General features: G+C 34.0%; 24 protein-coding genes. 19 read left to right on the top strand and 5 right to left on the bottom strand.

The window, feature by feature from the left end; translation table 11 throughout:
* Positions 1 to 52 precede the first annotated feature (52 nt).
* The 14 genes from HCW_RS09140 (at position 53) to serB (ending at position 14552) form a co-directional block, all read left to right on the top strand.
* Positions 53 to 1363, top strand: a complete 1311-nt coding sequence (locus tag HCW_RS09140; RefSeq protein WP_014661667.1) for an outer membrane protein — start codon at positions 53 to 55, stop codon at positions 1361 to 1363.
* A 353-nt stretch (positions 1364 to 1716) separates the two neighbouring features.
* Positions 1717 to 1902, top strand: a complete 186-nt coding sequence (locus HCW_RS07735; RefSeq protein ID WP_014661666.1) for a hypothetical protein — start codon at positions 1717 to 1719, stop codon at positions 1900 to 1902.
* Between the two features lie 55 nt (positions 1903 to 1957).
* The gene (locus HCW_RS09485; protein WP_014661665.1) at positions 1958 to 2125 is read left to right on the top strand and encodes a hypothetical protein; all 168 of its coding nucleotides are present in this window, start codon (positions 1958 to 1960) and stop codon (positions 2123 to 2125) included.
* Positions 2126 to 2165: 40 nt separating this feature from the next.
* The gene (locus HCW_RS07730) at positions 2166 to 2426 is read left to right on the top strand and encodes a hypothetical protein (protein ID WP_014661664.1); all 261 of its coding nucleotides are present in this window, start codon (positions 2166 to 2168) and stop codon (positions 2424 to 2426) included.
* A gap of 48 nt (positions 2427 to 2474) precedes the next feature.
* Positions 2475 to 2738, top strand: coding sequence for a hypothetical protein (locus HCW_RS07725; protein WP_014661663.1), 264 nt, complete (start codon positions 2475 to 2477; stop codon positions 2736 to 2738).
* A gap of 65 nt (positions 2739 to 2803) precedes the next feature.
* Entirely contained in the window at positions 2804 to 3925 is a 1122-nt protein-coding gene (locus HCW_RS07720; protein WP_014661662.1) for a ThiF family adenylyltransferase, read from the top strand.
* Positions 3918 to 4988 (top strand): HesA/MoeB/ThiF family protein, encoded by a 1071-nt coding sequence (locus tag HCW_RS07715; protein WP_014661661.1) that lies wholly within the window; start codon positions 3918 to 3920, stop codon positions 4986 to 4988. The genes HCW_RS07720 and HCW_RS07715 overlap by 8 nt, the downstream gene beginning before the upstream one ends.
* Positions 4989 to 5036: 48 nt before the next feature.
* Positions 5037 to 5762 (top strand): carboxy-S-adenosyl-L-methionine synthase CmoA, encoded by a 726-nt coding sequence (gene cmoA / locus HCW_RS07710; RefSeq protein ID WP_014661660.1) that lies wholly within the window; start codon positions 5037 to 5039, stop codon positions 5760 to 5762.
* 294 nt (positions 5763 to 6056) lie between these two features.
* Positions 6057 to 6248 carry a hypothetical protein gene (locus tag HCW_RS07705; protein ID WP_014661659.1) on the top strand — a complete coding sequence of 64 codons (192 nt, stop codon included), beginning with the start codon at positions 6057 to 6059 and terminating at the stop codon, positions 6246 to 6248.
* Positions 6249 to 6250: 2 nt separating this feature from the next.
* The gene (locus HCW_RS07700) at positions 6251 to 8683 is read left to right on the top strand and encodes an outer membrane protein (protein WP_014661658.1); all 2433 of its coding nucleotides are present in this window, start codon (positions 6251 to 6253) and stop codon (positions 8681 to 8683) included.
* 163 nt (positions 8684 to 8846) lie between these two features.
* Positions 8847 to 11312 (top strand): flagellar hook-associated protein FlgL, encoded by a 2466-nt coding sequence (flgL, locus tag HCW_RS07695; protein WP_014661657.1) that lies wholly within the window; start codon positions 8847 to 8849, stop codon positions 11310 to 11312.
* 90 nt (positions 11313 to 11402) lie between these two features.
* The gene (locus tag HCW_RS10045; RefSeq protein WP_014661656.1) at positions 11403 to 13187 is read left to right on the top strand and encodes a hydrogenase small subunit; all 1785 of its coding nucleotides are present in this window, start codon (positions 11403 to 11405) and stop codon (positions 13185 to 13187) included.
* A gap of 223 nt (positions 13188 to 13410) precedes the next feature.
* Positions 13411 to 13914, top strand: coding sequence for a ferritin (locus HCW_RS07685; protein WP_014661655.1), 504 nt, complete (start codon positions 13411 to 13413; stop codon positions 13912 to 13914).
* A 14-nt stretch (positions 13915 to 13928) separates the two neighbouring features.
* Entirely contained in the window at positions 13929 to 14552 is a 624-nt protein-coding gene (serB, locus tag HCW_RS07680) for a phosphoserine phosphatase SerB (protein WP_014661654.1), read from the top strand.
* A gap of 75 nt (positions 14553 to 14627) precedes the next feature.
* Here serB and msrB read toward each other — a convergent pair whose 3' ends face one another.
* Positions 14628 to 15707 carry a peptide-methionine (R)-S-oxide reductase MsrB gene (gene msrB, locus HCW_RS07675; RefSeq protein ID WP_014661653.1) on the bottom strand — a complete coding sequence of 360 codons (1080 nt, stop codon included), beginning with the start codon at positions 15705 to 15707 and terminating at the stop codon, positions 14628 to 14630.
* Positions 15708 to 15887: 180 nt separating this feature from the next.
* On the opposite strand from msrB, the gene HCW_RS07670 reads away from it, so the two are divergent.
* Complete coding sequence (locus tag HCW_RS07670) at positions 15888 to 16157, top strand: SEL1-like repeat protein (RefSeq protein WP_014661652.1); 270 nt, start codon at positions 15888 to 15890, stop codon at positions 16155 to 16157.
* Between the two features lie 222 nt (positions 16158 to 16379).
* The gene (locus HCW_RS07665; RefSeq protein WP_014661651.1) at positions 16380 to 16673 is read left to right on the top strand and encodes a hypothetical protein; all 294 of its coding nucleotides are present in this window, start codon (positions 16380 to 16382) and stop codon (positions 16671 to 16673) included.
* A 66-nt stretch (positions 16674 to 16739) separates the two neighbouring features.
* Here the strand turns inward: HCW_RS07665 and HCW_RS07660 are convergent, their stop codons facing one another.
* Positions 16740 to 17282, bottom strand: coding sequence for a hypothetical protein (locus HCW_RS07660; protein WP_014661650.1), 543 nt, complete (start codon positions 17280 to 17282; stop codon positions 16740 to 16742).
* A 162-nt stretch (positions 17283 to 17444) separates the two neighbouring features.
* Complete coding sequence (locus HCW_RS07655; RefSeq protein WP_014661649.1) at positions 17445 to 17984, bottom strand: hypothetical protein; 540 nt, start codon at positions 17982 to 17984, stop codon at positions 17445 to 17447.
* Between the two features lie 361 nt (positions 17985 to 18345).
* Between HCW_RS07655 and HCW_RS09605 the strand changes: the two genes are divergently transcribed.
* Positions 18346 to 18519 (top strand): hypothetical protein, encoded by a 174-nt coding sequence (locus HCW_RS09605; protein WP_014661648.1) that lies wholly within the window; start codon positions 18346 to 18348, stop codon positions 18517 to 18519.
* A 147-nt stretch (positions 18520 to 18666) separates the two neighbouring features.
* Here the strand turns inward: HCW_RS09605 and HCW_RS07645 are convergent, their stop codons facing one another.
* Together HCW_RS07645 and waaF are read right to left on the bottom strand one after the other, a co-directional pair.
* A complete protein-coding gene (locus tag HCW_RS07645; protein WP_014661647.1) occupies positions 18667 to 19251 on the bottom strand; it encodes a flavin reductase family protein in 585 nt (194 codons plus the stop codon).
* A gap of 8 nt (positions 19252 to 19259) precedes the next feature.
* On the bottom strand, positions 19260 to 20300 hold the full coding sequence (gene waaF / locus HCW_RS07640; protein ID WP_014661646.1) for a lipopolysaccharide heptosyltransferase II: 1041 nt from the start codon (positions 20298 to 20300) through the stop codon (positions 19260 to 19262).
* A gap of 91 nt (positions 20301 to 20391) precedes the next feature.
* Here waaF and hisS point away from each other — a divergent pair, with 91 nt between their 5' ends.
* Complete coding sequence (gene hisS, locus HCW_RS07635) at positions 20392 to 21729, top strand: histidine--tRNA ligase (RefSeq protein WP_014661645.1); 1338 nt, start codon at positions 20392 to 20394, stop codon at positions 21727 to 21729.
* On the top strand, positions 21716 to 22756 hold the full coding sequence (asd, locus tag HCW_RS07630) for an aspartate-semialdehyde dehydrogenase (protein WP_014661644.1): 1041 nt from the start codon (positions 21716 to 21718) through the stop codon (positions 22754 to 22756). Before hisS ends, asd begins: the two co-directional genes overlap by 14 nt.
* The last annotated feature ends 4 nt before the right edge of the window (positions 22757 to 22760 follow it).

Genomic DNA, 22760 nt, shown 5'->3' with positions numbered 1-22760 from the left:
TACTGAAATATTACCAAAATTTTTTTATTAGATACTTTAAGGAAAGGTAGTCATGTATTTGTTTCGTATTAAAAGATTTTTAAGTTTTTTTATGGTTGGGGCTAGTGTTTTAGAGGTTGGTTTGGCTGAGGAAAACGGGGCATATATGAGTGTGGGGTTTCAATATTCGCTTTTACAATCACAAGGTAATTCTAGTATTTATGACACTTCCATTAACTCTCAAGCTAAGAATTTACTCAATAACGCTCAAATTGTGAAAGCCAATGAGAGTGTGTCAAGCTTGATAGACCAAGCTAAAAATACGCTTGTAGGGTTGTTGGGAGCAAATGAAAAAAATCCTAATATATGTGATACTAAAACCCCAGAATTTACTAATTGTAATCTCACATGGGATAGTGGCAAATCGCCTCAAGCTAATGCTCCCATGGTTGCTACTGCTAGTCAAAAAGCTCAGATTGTTGCCGAAGTGCAAGGGGCGACTAAAAAACTCTATGACGCTTTAATGATTGGTTCTACTGCGGAAAATGGAGCTACAATCACACCTATTAATTGGAGTGCAGTTGGTCAAGATACCCAATCCTCAATGAAAGAGGAATTTCAAGGTGTTTTAAATGCAAATAACTCTAATGATTATAAAGTAATTCTTACGGTTCAAGGTCAAACAAGAGATGATTTAAGTTTTTTAGGAGGCGCTCAAATTATTAAGGGTTATGCGCAGGGTTTTTATAATGCAGATGCGCAAGGTCATAACACTAATCTTAACGCCGTAGCTATTTCAAATGCTAAAGCCAATATTACAGCAACCAACATGGTTATGCAATCTGTAATACAAAGCTTGACTTCTCATAATCATTCTAACATTTCTAGTATGGTAGGCTTTACCATCAATGCGGGGTATAAATGGTTTTTTGGTAATAAAAAAAGAAATGGGGTTAGGGCGTATGGATTTTATGATTATGCGTGGGGCAAACCCTTTAGCCAAGTAACCACCAATAATTCTGTTTATGGAGTAGGGGTAGATTATCTCTATAATTTTATTGATAAAAATAAGCTCGTTGTAGGGGCGTTTCTTGGGTTTCAGCTCTCAGGGAGTTCTTGGAGTGATAGTAAGTCTAGTCAAATCAAAACTTTAAAAAACGAACTAGAACAACTAGGGGATAAAGTGCAAATCCATACAAGCTATTTTCAAATCCCTTTAATGATAGGGGTGCGAACGAATCTCAATAAGCATAATGGTGTGGAGCTTGGAGTAAAGATTCCTCTAGCCACACAATATTATTTCAAATCTAGTGGTATGCTTAATTTGGAAATGTCTTATAAAAGAGCAGCTGTATTTTATGCCAACTATGTGTATAATTTCTAAAAATATTTATAAGATTAGGTTTGATGAAAGACACTCTATTTTTATGAAGTTCTAAATCAACGCTTTAGGATGGATTAAAAGGGTGTAGTTGATCGGCTTGAATTTGTTTTTATGTTTGTATCTCAATGCAAGTAGTGATGCCTAAACTTCTGTCTATTCTATATAATAAACTTAAAAAACAAAATTGTTAATGCCCTAGTGATTGTGCGATACAAGAAAATAGGGTCTCATTAAAAAGCGACACGCTTATAAAACGCCACCAAATTAATTTCTTTTGGAATTTAAGCAAAATTAAAGATATATATATATATATACTTAGAGAGCTGAAAAGTCAATAAAACTAGGGAGTAAAAATGCAAAAATTGGAATTTAAAGAAATTAAATTAGAAATAGATGGGGTTGCTCATCATTATAGCAAGGGTTGCAGTGGTGGGGCAAGCGATTGTTGCACACGAGTATGCACTAGAAATAACGAGAGTGATAGTTTAGATGAGTGGGAGCGTTACTTAGAAGTTGATTCTGGTGTGGTGCAATACTAAAAGGAAAGATTATGAGATTTTTTAAAGACCCAAAAGACATGTTTAATCATAGGCTATGCAAAATAAAAAGAGTGCAAATTTTCATTACGCACAAAGCAAAGAAGCAGGTAGCTTAGGAGATACTATAAAGGCTCAAAAGCATATGAAACAAGCGCAACACTATTATCAATGTCAAAAAGAAAATTTATTGAAAGCGCAAGAACATCAAGGTAAGAGTTTTTAGCACTAATTTAATTTTAAGATTACGAAAGGAAAATACCATAATGGGAAAGAATGCAAAAAGAGGCAGAGCGGTAGGAACAGCTGGAGGTGCAGCAGTAGGTGGTGTTGCAGGGAGTGTAGGAGCAGCTGAAGGAGCAGCTACTGGTGCAGCTTTGGGTTCTATTGTGCCTGGAGTTGGGACAGTTTTAGGAGCTACAGCAGGGGCTGTGGCTGGTTGGCTTGTGGGAGCAAGTGCTGGGGCTGCTCTTGGTGGAGAGATAGGCGAGAGGGTTGGGGCTTGTTTTGATGAAGATGATAAATAAAATAAAATCATCAAATAAAAATATAATTTAAAAAGCAAGGATTATAAAATGGGCTTTTGGAATAAAGCTTGGGACTTAACCAAGAAGGGTGCTAAATATGTCGGAGAAGGCATTAGGGAGACACAGATTGCTAAGCTTAGATTTAAAGAAGAATTTGTTTCTTATAGCGATAAACAGCTTTTTGAAGAGATGAAAGATAGAAAATGGTCTGAAAGTGGTTTTGAAAGACAAGGCAGACAACTAGCTTGTGCAGAATTATTGAAAGAAAGAGGATACACGGGTGAAGAAATTGCCAAATATAATAGAAATTAAAGTTTTTTATCGTTTTGGATAGATGCTAGAATACTGAGATGGTTTAAGAGTATACTGCTATAGTTATGAACACCAATTTCAATACATGCTACAAGCTTAAAGATAGCGTGGAAGTTTATATTCAAAAGAATGAAAATAGGGTGGGGGAATTTTATATCCAGTTTTATCGTATCAACACACGAGAAAAAGTCCTTATAGAAAGCCATGCTTTAATGCTAGAGGTGTTACCCCTTTTAGATGGGTTGCATTCTTTAGACTCCATTAGTCAAAAACTCTCTATTGAGATGAATAGCCTTCATCAATTTATTCATTTTTTAAAAACACAAAATTTAATTATAGATGCGTCTATGCAGACTGAAATTAACGAAAGATTTAGCCGTCAAATCGCCTTTTTTGATGATTTGAATATTAGTTTGAGTGGAGAAGATTGTCAAAAAGCCTTGGAGAGTAAAAAAATAGTGATTTTTGGAGCAGGGAGTGTTGGCTCTAGTATTGCTATCCTTTTAGCAAGAATGGGGATACAAAATTTTGTATTGATTGATTATAAGCGTTTGAAAAGAAGTAATGCCACCAAGCATTTTTATACGCATAAAAATAATTTAAATGCTTATAAAACCCTTGCTTTAAAAGAGTATTTGCTAGAAATTGATACAAGATTAAACATTAAAACTTTTGAAGATAAAATTATTCCTAGTAGTGATTTGTCTTTGTATATCAATGATAATACTGATTTAGTCATCAATACTATGGATGAGCCATATATCGGGCATTTGTCCTTAAAGATAGGGCGTTTTTGTTATCCTAAAAATATTGCCATGTTTGTTGGAGGCGGGTTTAATGCGCATTCTATGAGCACAGGAGAAATTATTATTCCTAAAGTTACGCCTTGTATTGATTGCTATGTGAATGATTTTAAAGAGAGATTAAAAGACTATCATCCTACTTATATCACCATTAGTCATAACACACCAAGCAATAAAGAGTCAGAAAATGATGTTATTTTAGGGGGTTGTGGCAGTATTAGTGCGTGCTCTTTATTCAGTGCTTCGTATGCGAGCTTGTGTATCGTGTATTTTTTGTTAGGGGTAGATTTTCCTAAAACTAAAAGAGGGGAATACTTAATCAATCAAGGTGAATTTTTTTGGATTGAATTAAAAAAACATAAGGAATGTAAAGTCTGTGGATAATAAAATTTATCGTTTGCGTTCTAGCGTAGCTATTTCTTATAATGAACCTGTTATGGGGTTTTTTAAAACTAATGTGAGAGAAATGAGTCTGTGTGAAATCTCTAGTAATATTACAGAATGGCTAAGAAATTTTGATGCTAAAACCCCCTTGAAAGATATTTTACAAAGGGGCGTTTTTGAAAAACAAAATGTTTTAAACTTAATTGATTTTTTAGTCCAAAAGCATGTGCTTATAGAAGTTGATAAACCCTATGATGATTTTTCATCAAATTATCGCTTAATCAATTTTTTAGAAGATTTTTGTTTTAAAACTTCACAAGTTTTAGAATGTCTAAACAAGCTACAAACTAAAGTGGTTATGATAGTGGGTCTAGGGGCTGTGGGGAGCTATATTGCAGATATTTTAGCTAGAAGTGGGGTAAGAAATTTCATTTTAGTTGATGATGATAGAGTGGAGTTGAGCAATTTGCACCGACAACATTTCTATAAAGAAAAAGATGTGGGGCTAAAAAAGATTGATTGTATTGAAAGAGAATGGCGAAACTATTCTGTGCCAAATGATTTTAAAATTTTTAAGATTGATAAAAAGCTTACTAAAGATTTTTTTAAGGATTTTAATTTATCTTTTGATTTGTGCATTAATTGTGCGGACTATCCTAGTGTGGATATTACAAGCGAGATTATTGCTAAAGAGTGTATGAAAAGAAAAATTCCTCACATTATAGGGGGTGGGTATAATTTACATCTAAGTCTAATTGGGCAAAGTATTCTGCCTTTTGAAAGCGCATGTTATGGCTGTTTTGATATAGCATTGCAAGAAATCAATGCGCCTTATACTAAGAATTTAAAAAAGTTATATAGAGAGAATAGAAAAATAGGCTCATTTAGTCCCATGTGCTCTTTAGTGGCCTCACTCACTGCAATGGAGAGTTTTAAAATCATTTGTGATTTTAAGGATAAATTAGTGCATAAAAATAGGCGTATAGAATTTAAAATGTGTTCTTTAGATTTTGAAATCTTAGAAATCTCTAAAAAGCAAGATTGTTCTATGTGTGGGGTGTGAAACAAAAAACACTTAAGCTATAATAAGTCAAAAAATGAAAGATTTTTGATGAAAGACACTCTATTTAATAAAGCCCTAAACAAACGCTTTTGTTTTGATGAAAAGGTTGCTGAAGTATTTGATGACATGCTGGAACGCTCCATTCCTTATTATAATGAAATGCTGAATTTGGGGGCGTATTTTATCGCTCAAAATTTAAAAGAGACCATAGATAAAAAGCCCTTGATTTATGATTTGGGCTGTTCTACTGCAAACTTTTTTATCGCACTTAACAAGCAACTTGAAGAAAATAAAGATGTACAATTAATTGGCATTGATAGCTCAAAAGCAATGCTTAATAAAGCTCAAGAAAAGTTAAACGCTTTTAAGCAAATTAGCTTTGAGTGTGCGAATTTTTTGGACTATGAGTTTAAAAAGGCTAATGCCTTTTCCTTGCTCTTTGTGTTGCAGTTTGTGCGCCCCATGCAAAGAGAAATATTGCTTAAAAAGATTTATAACAGCCTTGTGCCAAATGGTATTTTATTAGTAGGCGAAAAGATTATGAGTGAAGATAGGATATTAGACAAGCAAATGATAGAACTCTACTACCTTTATAAGCAAAATCAGGGTTATAGCATGAATGAAATCACTTTTAAAAGAGAGGCTTTAGAAAATGTGCTTGTGCCTTATAGCTTGCAAGAAAATACCGCTCTTTTAGAGAGTGTAGGATTTAAGCATGTGGAAGTGCTGTTTAAATGGGTGAATTTTGCGCTACTAATAGCTAGGAAAAGCTAAAAAAATGGGCTTTAGAGTTTAGTTAGCATTGGTTAAATATAGTTTTTTATAAGGTTGAGCGATATTTTGATAAAGATTTGCAATCTTTAAAACTTAGTAAAAGCATGGTGGTTAATCATTATTTTTAAGTTTTTTACATGCGATAATAAAATTTATCTAACTTTAAAAACCCTTGATTTAAGATTTGGATAGATTTTGGGATTATTTTTTTTAAAAACTTATCATTTTAGAACTTTTCTGCTACAATTCAAGCTTATTTTCATTCGTAAAATCATTTTAAAAAAGGAAATTCTTATGTCTCATCACACCATAAAACTTTTTAGTGCCTTAAGTTTAAGTCTAGCTAGTTCTTTAATGGCTGAAGAAAGCTCTTTCTTTCTTGGAGCTAACTATCAAATGGCACAAATGAAAGAAAACTCTTCTATGACTAATCCTAACTACAACCCCAACGATTCTTTGGGGGGGGGGGTATATATTCTCCCCTAAAGGTGCCTTTACTAAACTCTAATCAATTAGACACGCTTTCTAATGGTGTCTCTAGTCAAATCACAAATTTACAAAACCAAATAAACACTTTAGGTAGTAGTGCTACAGCAGAGCAAAAAACACAACTCGCTCAACTAAACATTCAAAAACAAGCTATCAATGTTTTACAAGCTTTACAACAAGACCCTAGCTTGTTTAAAAACCCTCAAATAGAAAATCTAGCTAAAAGCTTGCAATTAAATGCAGGAATCACTCAAAATGGTGTGGGCATTATGAGCTTAGGTTTAGTGATGATTCAAACCAATGAATTATTGCAACTTATAAAAAATAATCCAACTACTAATCTTATTCAAACACATTCTAAAGAACAACCAACACTTATAACAAATAACTACGCCACTCATTCTAGCCCTACCTCTACTACAGAAGTGCTTAAAAGCCTTGATAGTTTAAGACTTTCATCTATTAAGGGGTATTTGGAGGGTTATTTAGAAGAGTTAAATGGCATTACAACACCCGGTAGTGTTACTTATGTAATTGGCTCGCAAAATAGTGCTACCCTAGACACTATCAAATCAAAGGTTCAAAATATTTTAAATCTTTTAAATACATCTAATGCCACCTTTGTTGATAATCCTACTATCCAACAAGACTTAAACATACTTGTTAAAACAATCAAAGATAATACTATTGGTGGGAATAATACCATTACAGATAAAGAGATTTTACAAAATGGGTATATAGGGTGGTATGCGACTAATAATGGATATAACAAAAACAATAACGCTTACTTAGCCCCCAATTTTGGCATTAACGCTCTTATGCTCTTTCAAATGTTACAAGGCATAGCAGAAGATAAAAAAGATGTGAATTATGCTTACGCACTCAATTATGCGTTCCAAAATTTTGCTAAAGAGTATTATAAATACTATCAAATTAATGTTTATAATGGTTGTAATCTAACTTATAATGGCAAAGCAGAATGTTATGATGACTACAGCCAAAAACCTGCAGTTTTAAGAACTTTAATAGAAAAGATAGACCCTAAGCTCATAAATACTTATAACAAACTTGGCACACTTGATGCAGAGTTCTACAAGTCTACGCAAAGTGGAAATGCAATAGGTGATGCAAGTATCTATCAGTCCGCAATGACAAAGTTAAAAGAACACATCAGTGCTTTAGAATTTGCAAACAACACCGAAAAAGAAAATGATAAACAACAAGCCCTTAATATTATTGATAAAATGCTTACGGATATTCCTATTTATAACTCTCAACGCTCTAATTCTAGTATGCAATTAAGTGCATGGATGTATGATATTGTTATGAATAGTCCTGTAAATGCGTATATTGGTGAAACACACAATAATCCAGAGAAACCAAAGATAGTTGTTCAAGGTTCAACCGAACCAGCTGATGCTAATTGTGAAAATGGTAGCTGCGAAAAATACCAATACAATCCACACCTAACTTTAAAAGAATTCTATAGTGCCATTTTACATTGGTGGCAAAGTGTAGGCAATATAGCTAACGCCCTTAACTCTCATAATCCTAAAGAAATAGGTGTAGCCATTAAAGATTTTGGTAATTTTTATAACGAGCAATGGAAAAATAACCCCAATTACCAACTAGGTGGAAGTTACCCCGATAAAAACCAAATCAAGCAAATCCTTTCTAATATCAACACATCTCTACCCAAAGCTGACCAACAACAGCTTAGCTTTACTTTTATGGCTTTACCCACCAACTCTACTAATACTCTCTCCCAACAACACCAAGCTACCTACAATACTCTACAATCTTCTAAACCTATAGCCTTAGCAAGTCTAAGCACTTTAGCTAGTATGTTTAATAACTTAAATTACTCAAGCTCTCCTATGACTACATTCACTAACAACAATAAAGAGATAGAAACTAAACAACAAGGTTATATGCTAGGCTTTGGAATCAAGGGTGGTTATAAACAAATGTTTAACTACTATATTAAAGGCAATAAAGAAAGTAAAAAGAAATATGGTCAATTTGGATTAAGATACTATGCTTTCTTAGATTATAACTATGGAGTGTTAAGTCAAAGAAACACTCATAAAGAAAATATGAACATGCTTACTTATGGAGTAGGTTTAGATATTCTAGTGAATATCTTTGAAAACAAACTAGCTAGTTATGGAATCTTTGGAGGGTTTCAAGTAGCAGGTAATTCATGGTTATCTACTAGAAAGTATTCTAGTAGCATTAAAGATAAGATTAGAGCGACTCATTTTCAATGTTTGTTTGATTTTGGATTAAGAACTAATATTCTTAAACACCATGGTATTGAATTAGGAGTAAAGATTCCTATGCTTTCTCAAAAGTATATTGATACAGCTAATTATAAAGTGAATTATAAAAGAGAGTATGTTTATTATGTGGGGTATGTGTGGGGGTTTTAGAGAAAATTAGAGGGCTAGAACTTTAAATAATAGTTGTTGATAGAGATTTAATTGTTTTTAGAGTTAATGACATTCTTATGAAAGCTAATTTTTGGAATACTTTTAGCTTGTATTTTTCATAATAGCCGATATAGAGATTAAAATTATTGGGAGATTTGAGTTTATGCGTGTTACTTTTGGCTCTAAATACAATCAAATGAATAACTACCAAAATGCCTTACAAAACAAGATTAATGACACTAACACGCAAATTGCCTCTGGTTTGAAGATTCGCTATGGCTATCAAAATAGCGATATTAACAACCAAAATTTAAAATTCCAATACGAAGAAAACACCCTAAATCAAGGCATTGATGTAGCTCAAAATGCCTATACTTCAACGCTTAATACCGATAAGGCTTTGCAAGAGTTTTCAAAAACTATGGAAACTTTTAAAACTAAGCTTATTCAATCAGCCAATGATATTCATTCAGAAACTTCTCGCACAGCGATTGCTAATGACTTGGAGCGTTTAAGAGAGCATATGATAAACATTGCTAACACTTCTATAGGCGGAGAGTTCTTATTTGGAGGCTCTAAAGTGGATAGACCTCCAATTGACAGCACAGGCAAATACCATGGCAATGGCGAAGATTTAAACGCTCTAGTGAGCTCTAATAATCTTGTGCCTTATAATATTAGCGGTCAAGAGTTATTTTTAGGTAGTGATAGGGATAAGCATAAAGTTATTACAACCAATATCAAACTCTTTAATCAAAAAAAATTGCACCCTGATGTGATGGATAGACTAGAAAACACGCATTTACCTGAAGAAGTTTTTATTAAGCCTAGCGATACTTTAAGGGATTTGATTGGTGATAATGATAATGATACAACCAATGACTCTAAAGAATATTTTTATTTGCAAGGCATTAGACCCGATGGCTCTAGCTTTAAAGAAAAGTTCTCTTTAGATAAAGCATATCAAAATGAAGAGAGTGCGACTAAAGTGAGCGATTTATTGGATAAGATTGGTCGTGCTTATGGTAATACTTCGCAAAATAAAGTCGTAGATGTAAGTTTGAATGCTTGGGGGCAAATTGAGATTAAAAATTTAACTCCGGGTAATGAAAATTTGGATTTTCATTTGATTTCTAGCGATGGGGATTTTGATGATTTAGATGATTTGCGTTCTAGTGGCAAAAGAATTACAGAATATGTGAAAAGCTCGTTTGTAACCGATAGAAGTCTAAGCAAGGTTAGGGGGATTCCTAGTGCTTATAATAATAAAATATTAGAAATTCCTAGCGTATTTGTTACTAAAGACAATACTTTAGCGAATAAAAACACCAAATTAAGCGATATTTTTGGTGATGATGTAAAAACGCTTAAGATTAGTAGTAAGCGTGCGGTCATGCAAGGTAATGTAGAAATTCCTACTTTGCCCACTCTTTTAGATGTCTCAAGCGCTACTATGAAAGATTTAAAAGACGCTATACAAACACGCTTTAATAATAAAGTAGATGTAGAGATTGAAACAAATGGGCGTTTGAGAATTATTGATAATACCTCTAGGGAGTTGCCTATCAATATTACTTTAAGCACTTTAGATGAAGATGGCTTAGAAGTAGCGGGTATTCCTACCAATAACGCTAGTGAATACCAAAAGACCTATTTTACGCATTCTGGTGCTACGCTAGAGGGCAATATCGCTCAAATTGCTAATAATAAAATGGCTATAGGTTCTACAAAATTAAGCGAAGTGGCTAATGGGAGCTTAGAGGGCGCTATTTTTGATATGAAATTAAATGACCATAATGGTTTGCCTTTAAAGGCACAATTAGTTTTGGATAGTAATGGGGCATATTTGAACTTGCCTAATGCTAAAATCCCTCTTTATAATCCAAATACCACAGAAGCTCAAATTTCTAAGCCTGATGAAATAACTTATCGCCAACTTATGGATGCTATGAGTATTGCGCTTAATTATAGTAATATCAATCCTAACACCTACCAACAAATCAGCGAAAATGCTCCCTCAACAGAAAGTAAAGAGCAGTTTTTAGAGCTTTTAAAGCAAGCCAAAAACAATGTTTCAGTCAATTTGAATGAAGATGGCAAAATGGTTATTAAAGACAATATGCACTCACTCACTAAGATGCAATTCATGCTTTTTGACAAGGACGCTAATGATTTTTCTAAAGAGGCTTTACATAGCGATAAGCCAAGCATTCGCCTAAATGCTAATAACGCTTTAATTGTTGATAAGCCAAGCGTGAATTTATTTGAGCAATTAGAAGATGTCATCACTTCTGTAAGAAAAGGGATTTATCGCCCTGATGCTTTGGGAGATATTTATTCAAGTGATATGCGTAATTTAGGGATTCAAAATGGTATTAGTGTGATTGACCATTTGGCTGATCATGTAGAAAAGATGATTGCCTCAAATGGCGCTCATAGCAAGGCATTTGAAAATATCATTAGGCGTAATGAAGTCTTAAAGACTCAAGTTCAAAGCATTCGTGGGGAAACCACCGGCACTGATATTGCAGAGACTTATAATAAGTTTTCTAACTTGACTAATAATTATAATGCCGTATTAGCCTCCACTAACAAAATCAATAATTTATCTTTGACTAATTACTTATAAAAATTCTTATCTTTTAGCCTCTCATTAAGAGAGGTTTGCTATAATTTTCTTGCCTTTGTTTGTTAATGATTAACTTTACAAGGAAAAATTATGCAAGATTTAGAAAATCCACAACGACCCAGCACTCAAGAAATCAAAGATTATTACCATAGTATTACTGAAAAAATTAGCGATAAATTAGAGTTTGAAGAACATCCTTATAAGGATTTTTATAGCGCTCTTTTAGAAAAAGGCTTTGATAAAACTTATTTGCAAAAATACGCCACTCTTATGTCTAATGCCCTAAAAACCCCTAAAAATGATGTGAATGTAGTGATTAAAAATTTAGAAAAGCTTTATAAAATGCCCGTAATTTGGCTACACATTGCTGAATGCACCGGTTGTAGTGAGAGTTTGTTGCGCACTGAAGAACCTAGCATTGAAAGCGTGCTATTTGATTATCTAAGCTTGGAATACCATGAAACTTTAATGGTAAGTTCGGGGTTTTTAGCAGAAGAGACTTTAGAACAAGCCATTGAAAAATACAAAAATCATTATGTGTTGATTGTAGAAGGGGCTATTCCTACACATGAAAATGATAATTTAGAAAATGCCTTTACTAGCGGTGCTTATGCAACTACAGGCTTAGAAATGATTAAAAAAGCTAGTGAGCATGCGATGGTTATTTTAGCTATAGGGACATGCTCTAGTTTTGGGGGCGTGCAATCAGCCTATCCTAACCCAACGCATTCTAAAGCCTTAAGTGAAGTGATTACTAAAGAAGTCATCAATATTGCTGGTTGTCCGCCTAGTGAAAAGAATATTATAGGGAGTATTTTGTATTTTCTTATTTTTGGGAAAGCCCCTAGCGTGGATAGATTCAATCGTCCTTTATGGGCTTTTTCACAACGAGTGCATGATATTTGTAATCGTAGGGGGGCTTTTGATGTGGGGGAATTTGTAGAGAGCTTTGGCGATGAGAATGCTATAAAAGGCGCTTGTCTTTATATGGTTGGTTGTAAGGGACCGCATGTGTTTAATAACTGCGCTAAAATGCGTTTCAATCAAAAGACAAGTTGGCCTATCCAAGCAGGGCATGGGTGTATAGGCTGTAGTGAGCCACACTTTTGGGATACTTTTGCACCCTTAGAAACGCCCTTAGGGAATTTTAAGCCTATAGGCAATCGTTACGCTTATCCCTTAACTACTTATCATCAAGTTTCTAAAATTTTAGAAACCTTGCCACTTAGCTTTAAACCTCTTTTAGAAACCTTAAAAGAAAATTATCAATATGAAAAGATATTGTGCTTACAAATAGATAGTATTTTGCCCACGATATGTGGATTGTATGAAAATGAAACTTTAAATTCTTGTTTTAAGGTAGAGTTTGAGACTAATCCTAGATTGGTTTATGAGAGCTTGAATAAAGGCTCAGGCAAAAAGCTTTTAATCAATTATGAAAAGAAATTCCCTAAACTGCACGATTATCTTAGTCATTTAGAGCCTATAAGTAAGCTTTCTAATAATCTTTTTGATTTTTTAGAAGTAGTTAAAAATATTTTAGGCTATGAAAAAGATTTATTGTCTTTAGCTAGAGAATTTGTTGGGTTTCAAGGGGCTAAAATTGATTATAAAATTTCTAAGGACACTTTTGATATTGCACGCCCCTTAAAGGTTGGCATGAGTTTTGCTATTGCCAAAGTGGATACCATTACTTTAAGCTATGGGTTTTTAGAATTTTTGGGTGAATTTTTAGCGTCCTATTTTTATCAATTAAGCCAAGATTTTGGAGTTAATCAAATTCTAGTAAATGGGAATATTCTTAAAGAAAAAGCTTTTTTACTAGGGTTTTTAGGTCATATATCTAGCAATTTGAAAATAGATTTTGTAAAATAATCTTAGTTTTAAGCGAGGGGTATTTTTGATATATTAAACTCTATTTAGGGCTTAAAAAGTGCTTAAATAGGGGGTTTGTAGCCATTAGGGCATTAAGTCTAATTCTCATTTTTAAAACTTTGTGATTTTTTTGTAAAAAAATCACAATTTTGTTTGTAATCTTACTATCATTTATGCTATCATTATGGGACAATTTAATTTTTGGAAAAATAAGGAGTTTAAGATGTTATCTAACGATACTATTAAGTTATTGAATGAACAAGTGAATAAAGAAATGAATGCCTCTAATCTTTATATGAGCATGAGCTCTTGGTGCTACACCCATAGTTTAGATGGAGCAGGACTTTTCTTGTTTGACCATGCGGCTGAAGAATACGAGCATGCTAAAAAACTCATCGTATTTTTGAATGAAAATAATGTTCCTGTGCAATTAAATAAGATTGAAGCGCCTGAGCATAAATTTGAGAATTTGGCGCAAGTGTTCCAAAAGGCTTATAAGCATGAGCAACATATCAGCGAGTCTATCAGCAATATCGTAGACCACGCCCTCAAAGATAAAGATTATGCGACCTTTAACTTCTTGCAATGGTATGTAGCCGAGCAACATGAAGAAGAAGTGCTTTTTAAAGATATTTTGGATAAAGTAGAGCTAATCGGCAATGAAAGCCATGGATTGTATTTGGCTGACCAATACATCAAGGGCATTGCTAGTAAAAGAAAAGCTTAAAAGGTTTTTATAGAGTGCAAAAACTAGCCGTTTTTGATTTTGATTCCACGCTTGTAAATGCTGAGACCATTGAGTGCTTGGCTAAAGCGTGGGGCGCTTTAGAAGAGGTTCAACACATCACTTCAAAAGCGATGAATGGTGAGATAGATTTTTACAAAAGTCTTGTAGAAAGGGTATCAAAGCTTAAAAATATGCCCTTAAAACTTGCCAAAGAAGTTTGTGAAAATCTACCTTTGCATAAGGGGGCAACAGAACTCATCAATGCTTTAAAAGCAAAGGGTTATAAAATAGTTTGCTTTAGTGGGGGCTTTGATTTAGCAACAAATTATTATAGAGATTTATTAAATCTTGATGCAAGTTTTAGCAACACGCTTTGTGTGGAAAATAATGTGTTGAATGGCTTAGTAGGGGGGCATATGATGTTTTCACACTCTAAAGGCACAATGCTACTAGCCTTACAGCGCTTGTTAAGTATCAAAAAAGAAAATACTCTAGTTGTAGGCGATGGAGCGAATGATTTGAGCATGTTTATGCATGCGCATACAAAAATCGCCTTTAATGCTAAAGAGATTTTAAAACAGCATGCCACACATTGCATTGATGAGCCTAACTTAGCCTTAATTAAGCCTTATATTTAAGATAGATTTTTCAATCAAAAAGGGCTTAAGCTGTTTCAAGGGACAATATAGTCCCACAACAACTATTTTTAAGCCTTAATGTGCCTTTTTATCCTTGATATATTTCTTTAATTCACCCTTTTTGATATAGGGAATAAACTCTGCATAACCTTCTTTTTCCATATCTTTCAAAGGGATAAACTTTAAAGATGCGCTATTGATACAATATCTTAACCCTCCAAGCTCTTTTGGCCCATCATTAAATACATGCCCTAAATGCGCCTTACCAATGCGGCTTAATACTTCAATGCGTTTCATGTTAAAGCTCTCATCATTTTCGTATTTCACCACTTCTTTATTGATAGGTTTAGAAAAGCTTGGCCACCCACAACCTGAATCGTATTTATCCGCTGAAGAAAATAACGGCTCACCCGTGGTAATATCCACATAAATGCCCTCTTCTTCCTTATTATAATACTCATTTTCAAAGGCTCTTTCTGTGCGTTTGTTTTGAGTAACTTCATATTGAAGTTTGGTAAGCCTTTTTTTCAAAACATCATCGCCTGGTTTAGTGTATTTATCACTATCCACAATCACTTCATCAGCCTTTTTCAAATCAATATGACAATAGCCATTAGGATTTTTCTTCAAATAATCTTGATGGTATTCTTCAGCTCTGACATAATTTTTCAAAGGCTCTACTTCAATAGCGATTTTTCCTTTCACTTTCTTTTGCAGTTCTTTTAAAGCATTGTCTATCACTTTTTTATCCCCATTATTCACATAGTAAATACCCGTGCGATACTGCCTACCCATATCATTACCCTGTTTGTTTATGCTCACTGGGTCAATCACCTTAAAATAATAGCGTAGCAATTTGTCTAAACTGATTTTTTTAGCATCATAAACAACCTTAACACTCTCAGCATGGTCGCTTTCGTGTAATTTCTCATAACTCGTGCTTTTAGTCTTACCATTAGCATAGCCAGAGCTTGCATCTATGACACCATAAATCCTTTCCATATACGCTTCTAGTCCCCAAAAGCACCCCCCAGCTAGATAAATAACCCTTTCATCTGCCCTTTGATGTTTAATTCCCATACTCTCGTTAGCTTGCAAGATATTGCTAATTATTAATGAAAAATAAAAGATTTTTAAATAATGCCATAGTTTCATAAAGTATCCTTATTGGTTAAATTTCTAGCATTATAGAATAATTTGAGGAGCTTTGCGTTGCCTATTTTAAAGTGATAAATTTTTTGATATAATAAAAGATTATTTTTTATTGTAAAAGGAGTTTATAATGATTAAACGAGAGAGAGAGTAAAACGCTTTCTTAAAATAGGGGCTGTAGCTTTGGGTGCAAGCCTTATGGCAAGTGGTTGCACTTCAATTTATATTCATAAAGCCAAAGTAGCATATGCTAAAGGTGATTGTCCTAACACGATTAGAAATTTAAGAATGCTTACAAGCAACCCAATAGCGCTCTATAGTTTAGGTCAGTTGTATAAAAAAGGCGAGTGTGTGGAGAAAGACCCGCAAGAGGCTGAGTCTTACATTGAAAAAGCCTTTGATGGCATACCTATGGTAAAATTTATTAAAAAGAGAGCGATTATCCCCAATTAACTTCCTTTTAACCAATCGCTTATTATAAGCGATTGAGCTTTGATTGTCTTGTAGCTTGATGGATACATTCTTAAGAGAGTTTTGTTTTTAAAACGCATGATTTTAAATTTTTAGAGTTATAAAATATTTGAGAAATTTTTGAATGCTTAATTTTAATCAATTTAAAGTGATAAATTTTTTGATATAATAAAAGATTATTTTTTATTGTAAAAGGAGTTTATAATGACTAGACAAGAGAGAGTTAAGCGCTTTCTTAAATTGGGGGCTGTAGCTTTGAGCATAGGTTTTATGGCAAGTGGTTGCACTTCAATTTATATCTATAAGGCTAAAGTGGCTTATGCTAAAGGCGATTGTCCTAACACGATTAAAAATCTAAAAATGCTTGCAAGTAATCCTATAGCTTTGTATAGCTTTGGTCAGCTATATAAAAAGGGGGAGTGCGTAGAAAAAGACTCTAAGCAAGCTGAGTCTTATATCCATAAAGCCTTTGAGAAGAGAACCATTATCCCTAATTGAACTCTTTTTGACCAAGCGCCCATATTCTAGGCGATTGGGAGCTAATATCTTTTATGAGTTGGAATATTATTTGAAATGATATTCCACTTTAAAAGGCTCGTTTTCAAAAAGTCCCCATATAACAACTTTTTGAATATCTTTAATCGCACAAGGCGAGGCAACTCTAAAAAAGGCTTGAATCCACTCATCTTTAGAAAGCATTCTGTTTTTTAAGGTAGCAATAACCTTGCTTTTGTCTTCTGTGCGTGCTTTTTGCCCCGCAACAAGCCTTTCTAAAGTAATTCCGGGATTTTGATTATAGATTTTTTCAAATTTTTCTTTATTTTTTTCAATTATAGGTTGATACCCTTCGCATTTACCCTCATTGATTTGCACGCTATAGATTTCAATAGGGTGTAGGCTAGGGTATTTGGAAGTGATTTTTAACTCTGTGATATAGGTGTTAGCATGGGCTTGAAAGGTCTTATTCATAGATTTTGAGCTATCAAGTTTTTCAAAGATAAAGTCTTTTGGCATTAAATTTTGCGCTATAGCTATATTGTAGGCGCATAAAAATATTGCTAGAGACCCTAAAAGATGTTTTAAATTTTTTAAAGAATGTTTAAACATGGTATTACTCCTTATTTTTTTATGATAAGGATTATAACGCATTTGACTGATTGTGAGATTATTTTTTTAAGTTAGTGAATAAGGGGGATAAACCCCAAAATCAAGTTTGATTAAAAAAGCCAAAACAAAGAGTGCTTTTAGGGGGTTAAAAGCACTTAGATTTTATTGAGATTTTTTAAACTTGTATAGAGTTAAAAAGCCTGTGCCATCAAATTCGCCAAAAATAGACACTTTTTCAAGCTCATCTTGCTTGCAATCAGTTTCTAAAACAAGCTGTGGTTGAAAGCCTTTGCCAATTAGAGTAACACTTTTGCCCTTTTCTTTGCGGTCTTGGCTAGGAAATTCGCTTGTTTCAATGCCGGTAGCCTCAGCTGTTTTATAGAGTTTAAACACATGGCAAAAACCATTATTCACCTGCACGCCATAAATTTCAGCAAATTTTACTTCTTTTAACACATTGGGCTTTGGAGAAATGCGTATTTCAGCTTTGATTTGCTCTGTATGTTCCTTGCCATTGTAATCACGCACCTTTACTTCATGGGTGCCATGAGGGTCGCCTTGTTTTAAGAGAGACTGCTCATAATCGTATGTTTGAATATTCAAATCACCATCAAGAAAAGTTCTTGCAAAACTTGAAGTGGTTACAAAACTTGAGACACATAAGCCAGCGAGTAAAAATCTTAAAGAGTGCTTAAAAGTCATATAGCTATCCTTGATTGCCCTTAATGTAGACTATGGGCATGATTTAATTGCATTAAGATGTAAGACTATAAATCTTAAGACTATAAATCTTAAGACTATAAATCTTAAGACTATAAATCTTAAGACTATAAATCTTAAGACTATAAATCTAGAATGCGAGTTGTAATTATACTTAAATGACCTTAATTTTTCATGTTTATTTGCTTAAAAAATGTCATTAAATCAGTAAGCTTTCTTAAGCATTCTGCTGTTACTTTAAGATAGTCATAAAAATAAAGTTTTTGTATTAACATGTTTGTTTGTTTACTTTTGTAATGCAAAATGCAGTTACTTCAATTTTATGACAGAGGAGTTTTTCAAAATGAAAAAACAAGTGTTATCAGGTGTTTTAATGGCTATCTTGGCTACAAGCTTTGCTTATGCAGATGCTCATAAAGATGAGAAAGGTGCTAAAAAGCCTAAATTAAGCACAGAATTAGTAGCTCACGATGAGCATAAGAAAGACGCTAAGAAACCTAAGAATTTAGAAGCTTAAGTTTTTCTATAAGGGACGCTCTGTTAGTTTAATGGGGGCGTTTCTAGCTTTTTATTTTTTCTAAAGTTTTTATTCTATTAATTAATAAAATTACTTTCTAAACCTTTTTATTTTTAGTTTTTTTATTGGAATTTTTAATGTTATTAGCTATAAATTTTTAGTGCTTTTTAAAATTCCTGAGACTTGATAGGATTTCCCCACTCTTCCAACACCCCTAAAAGTAAAATTCAAATCTTCTTCATACAAGGTTTTATCAATATAGCTATGCTTGACTTCTAAAAAAAAGGGTTTAGAATCTTGATGAATATCTAAAAAACTATAAAATTCACAAAAAAATGCCACGCTTACTCCCTTAACAATAGGGGGATAGTCTTTTAAAATAGATTGCATTTCAATATGAAACTTTTCGCTTTCACTTTCATCATATTCTAGTTCGCTAGAGCTAGATTGCAAAGCACTTAAATGGCGCTCATCGCATAAACAAATGGTTGCTTTTTTGGTATCTAGGATATTTTTAAGCGTGTCTTTCATGCTCCCATCGCTTTTTGGCGTAAGATATAAGCTTAATAGAGCTGGTTCGCTACAAATAGGCGCAAAAAAGCTAAAGGGTGCAAGATTATTGATATTATTTTTAGAGAGTGTAGAAACCCAAGCAATGGGTCTAGGGGTAATGCTATGGCTTAAAATCTTATGTTTTTGTAAAAAAGATGCTTGATTAAAATCTATTAGCATATTTATCCTTATTTGGAGAGTATTTTAAAAGCATGTGTTAGAACTTCTTCAGGTTTAATGGAGCGCATGCATAAATGATTGGCTTCGCCATTTAGAGGGCAAATGCGTTGTTTGCAAGGCGCGCAAGGCAAACTATGATTTAACAAAATAGCATTTTTAGCCCTCCATGGGCTAGTTTCATTAGCATCAGTTGGGCCAAAAAGAGCGATTAAAGGTGTTTTTACGCTCGCACTTACATGCATAGGGCCACTATCATTAGTGATGAATAAGTCTAAAGAGGCGATTTGCTTAACTAATTCTTCAATGCTTGTCTTGCCACAGAGATTATGAGCGTTATTGATGAGATGTGGGGTTTTTAATTGACTTTTTGTAAGGCTTAAAATCTCTTCAGCAATGGAAAAATCTGCTTGTGCGCCAAAAAAATAAACTTCATGCTCATATTCTAATAGAGCGCTTGCTACTTGAGCGTAATAAGCTCTAGGCCACCTTTTAGCGCTCCCATAGCTCGCACTTGGGCTAAAGCCAATTTTTTTAGTTAGATTGGGGCTTTTTGTGGGTAAGTCAATAGGTAAATTTAAGGGTAAAAGCGCTTTTCTATCTAAATCTTGCTTTAAATATTGGCTTAGTAAAAAACAATAGCGCTCCACTTGATGATAATCTTTAGGCGCTTTTTTTATAGCATGGGTGAGTAAAAAAGAGCGTAAATTTTTAGCAAAACCTATGCGAATAGGGCTTTTAGTGCTATATAAAAGAAAGGCTGAATATAAATTATTGGTTAAAGTAATCGCTAAATCGCATTTTCCAATTTGTTTAGCAAGTTTATAGGTAGCTAGAAGTCTTAGGGGGGCTTTTTTGCTCTCATCTATAAAAACACTATCAACTTGTTTGTCTTTTTCAAAAAGTTCGCAAGCCATTTTTGTGCCAACTAAAATAAAGCGTGCGTTAGGATAAAGAGCTTTTAGGGTATAAAAAAGCGGACTAGCCATTATGGCATCACCTAGCCAATTAGGCAATCGTAATAAAATGCGCTTATTAGCAACAAAACCCATAAAACTTGCCCTTTTTTAAAATTTTTAAGCTAAAATTTTAGCATAATAGATATAACAAGCACGCTTTAAAAGCGTGATAGTAAGGAAAAATATGATTACCCCTAAAGTGCTGAGTGGTTTTAAAGACCGCTTGCCTAAAGATGCTATGCAAAAAGCCCACTTGCTTTCTAAGGTTTCTTTGGTTTTTCAAAGTTTTGGGTTTGTGCCTATTGAAACCCCTCATTTAGAATATGCTGAAGTGTTATTGCCTGATGCAAGCAGTGATATTCAAAAAGAAATTTATCGTTTTAAAGACCATGGGGGCAGAGATGTGGCATTGAGATTTGACCAAACCGTTCCTTTAGCTCGCTTTGTTTCTTTGCACCACAAAACCCTTGGCATGCCTTTTAAGCGCTATGCTATTGGCAATGTTTTTAGGGGGGAAAGGGCTCAAAAAGGGCGCTATAGAGAATTTACACAATGTGATTTTGACTTCATAGGTTCTGAAAGCTTGGTGTGTGATGCTGAAATTATCCAAGTGATTATTGCCTCTTTAAGAGCATTAGATTTAGAGGAATTTTGCGTTTCAATCAATCATCGTAAAATTTTAAATGGTGTGTGCGAACATTTTGGCATTAAAAGCATGCAAGAAGTTACGAATGTCTTACGCATTGTGGATAAATTGGAAAAAATTGGCATTGAGAGTGTTAAGCAAGAGTTACACAAAGAATGTCAGCTTGAATTAGAAGTCATTGAGGGCTTATTAGATATTCTTAAAATCAAGCAAAATAACCAAACAAGCCAAGAGTTTTTTGCAAGTATTGCCCCTTTGAAAGCCTATAATACCAATACTAAAGAGGGTATTGAAGATTTAGAGAGGCTTTATCAACTTTTAGGGGATTTAAAAGTTTCATCTAACCTCTATAAAATTGATTTTTCTATTGCTAGGGGCTTAGGGTATTATACAGGCATTGTTTATGAAACTACGCTTGATAACATGAAGTCTTTAGGGAGTGTGTGCTCTGGAGGGCGTTATGATAATTTAACTAAAAATTTCTCTAAAGAAAATTTGCAAGGTGTGGGTGCGTCTATTGGGATTGATAGGCTTTTAGTGGCATTAGAGGAAATGCAACTCTTAGATGAGCGCTCTACGAATGCTAAAGTTTTATTGGTATGTATGGAAGAAAAGTATTTTGCCTATGCTAATGCTTTAGCAGAGCTTTTACGCCAAAGCGAAGTTTTTACCGAGCTTTATCCAGAGGCTGTAAAACTTAAAAAGCCTTTTTCGTATGCCAATCATAAGGGGCATGAATTTGTAGGAATTATTGGAGAAGAAGAATTTAAAAGCGAGACCTTAAGTTTAAAAAATATGGATTCTGGCATGCAACTTAATTGTTTGAGCGTTGTAAAAGCCCTTGAAATTATTGGAAAAACTGATGAAGACTTATAATATTGCGATTGTTGGAGCTACAGGAGCTGTTGGAAGAGAGCTTATTAGAGTGCTTGAAGAAAGCGCTTTTCCTATTAAGACTTTTGTCCCTTTAGCAAGCTTAAATAGTGCGGGAACTTTTATTAAGGCTTTTGGCAAGGATTATGAAGTTTTAGAAACCACGCATGATATTTTTGCTCAAGCGCAGATAGATATTGCCTTTTTTAGTGCTGGGGGGAGCATTAGTGAGATATTTGCTAAAAGTGCAGCTAAGACAGCTCTAGTTATTGATAACACAAGCTTTTTTAGACTGCATTTAGATGTGCCATTAGTAGTGCCAGAGGTTAATGCAGATGAAATTTTTAACGCTCCTTCTAATATTATCGCTAACCCTAATTGCTCTACCATTCAAATGGTGCATATTTTAAACCCCTTGCACCTTGCTTTTGGGATTGAAAGCGTGAATGTAAGCACTTATCAAGCAGTAAGTGGGGCAGGGAATAAAGGCATAGAGAGTTTGAAAAGTGAGCTAAAGGTCGCTTTGGAGCTTTTAGAACAAAATCCTAAAGCACACTTAGACAAAGAGCTTTCTAAAGGAGCGTTTGCTTATCCTATCGCTTTTAATGCTATTCCTCATATTGATGTTTTTAATGAGAATGGTTTCACCAAAGAAGAATTAAAAATGGTGCATGAGACCCATAAAATTATGCAAGCTAGTTTTGCTATTAGCGCAACTTGTGTGCGAGTGCCTATCTTAAGAAGTCATAGCGAGAGCTTAAGCATTCGTTTTTCTAAAGAAGTGAGCGCTAAAGAGGCTAGAGAAGTCTTAGAAAAAGCCCCCAATGTTATTGTGCAAGATGACCCAAGTAATCAATTCTATCCAATGGCTTTAACAGCAAGTGGGAGTGATAGCACTTTTGTGGGGCGCATAAGAGAGGATTTGTTTGACAAACAGACCTTGCATTGTTTTTGTGTAGCAGACCAATTAAGAGTGGGGGCTGCAACCAACGCATTAAAAATTGCTTGGCGCTATATTGAGCGTTCTTAAAGGG

This window comes from Helicobacter cetorum MIT 00-7128, from assembly GCF_000259255.1.
In the GTDB taxonomy this organism is placed as follows: Bacteria; Campylobacterota; Campylobacteria; order Campylobacterales; family Helicobacteraceae; genus Helicobacter; species Helicobacter cetorum_B.
Note: the sequence above shows the minus strand (reverse complement) of the source record. Positions and strands in the feature narration are given on the sequence as shown.

Excerpts from the sequence above, each read along its gene's own strand:
- HCW_RS09140 (WP_014661667.1), top strand. The coding sequence starts at position 53 with ATGTATTTGTTTCGTATTAAAAGATTTTTAAGTTTTTTTATGGTTGGG.
- HCW_RS07735 (WP_014661666.1), top strand. The coding sequence starts at position 1,717 with ATGCAAAAATTGGAATTTAAAGAAATTAAATTAGAAATAGATGGGGTT.
- HCW_RS09485 (WP_014661665.1), top strand. The coding sequence starts at position 1,958 with ATGCAAAATAAAAAGAGTGCAAATTTTCATTACGCACAAAGCAAAGAA.
- HCW_RS07730 (WP_014661664.1), top strand. The coding sequence starts at position 2,166 with ATGGGAAAGAATGCAAAAAGAGGCAGAGCGGTAGGAACAGCTGGAGGT.
- HCW_RS07725 (WP_014661663.1), top strand. The coding sequence starts at position 2,475 with ATGGGCTTTTGGAATAAAGCTTGGGACTTAACCAAGAAGGGTGCTAAA.
- HCW_RS07720 (WP_014661662.1), top strand. The coding sequence starts at position 2,804 with ATGAACACCAATTTCAATACATGCTACAAGCTTAAAGATAGCGTGGAA.
- cmoA (WP_014661660.1), top strand. The coding sequence starts at position 5,037 with ATGAAAGACACTCTATTTAATAAAGCCCTAAACAAACGCTTTTGTTTT.
- HCW_RS07705 (WP_014661659.1), top strand. The coding sequence starts at position 6,057 with ATGTCTCATCACACCATAAAACTTTTTAGTGCCTTAAGTTTAAGTCTA.
- flgL (WP_014661657.1), top strand. The coding sequence starts at position 8,847 with ATGCGTGTTACTTTTGGCTCTAAATACAATCAAATGAATAACTACCAA.
- HCW_RS10045 (WP_014661656.1), top strand. The coding sequence starts at position 11,403 with ATGCAAGATTTAGAAAATCCACAACGACCCAGCACTCAAGAAATCAAA.
- HCW_RS07685 (WP_014661655.1), top strand. The coding sequence starts at position 13,411 with ATGTTATCTAACGATACTATTAAGTTATTGAATGAACAAGTGAATAAA.
- msrB (WP_014661653.1), bottom strand. The coding sequence starts at position 15,707 with ATGAAACTATGGCATTATTTAAAAATCTTTTATTTTTCATTAATAATT.
- HCW_RS07665 (WP_014661651.1), top strand. The coding sequence starts at position 16,380 with ATGACTAGACAAGAGAGAGTTAAGCGCTTTCTTAAATTGGGGGCTGTA.
- HCW_RS07660 (WP_014661650.1), bottom strand. The coding sequence starts at position 17,282 with ATGTTTAAACATTCTTTAAAAAATTTAAAACATCTTTTAGGGTCTCTA.
- HCW_RS07655 (WP_014661649.1), bottom strand. The coding sequence starts at position 17,984 with ATGACTTTTAAGCACTCTTTAAGATTTTTACTCGCTGGCTTATGTGTC.
- HCW_RS09605 (WP_014661648.1), top strand. The coding sequence starts at position 18,346 with ATGAAAAAACAAGTGTTATCAGGTGTTTTAATGGCTATCTTGGCTACA.
- HCW_RS07645 (WP_014661647.1), bottom strand. The coding sequence starts at position 19,251 with ATGCTAATAGATTTTAATCAAGCATCTTTTTTACAAAAACATAAGATT.
- waaF (WP_014661646.1), bottom strand. The coding sequence starts at position 20,300 with ATGGGTTTTGTTGCTAATAAGCGCATTTTATTACGATTGCCTAATTGG.
- hisS (WP_014661645.1), top strand. The coding sequence starts at position 20,392 with ATGATTACCCCTAAAGTGCTGAGTGGTTTTAAAGACCGCTTGCCTAAA.
- asd (WP_014661644.1), top strand. The coding sequence starts at position 21,716 with ATGAAGACTTATAATATTGCGATTGTTGGAGCTACAGGAGCTGTTGGA.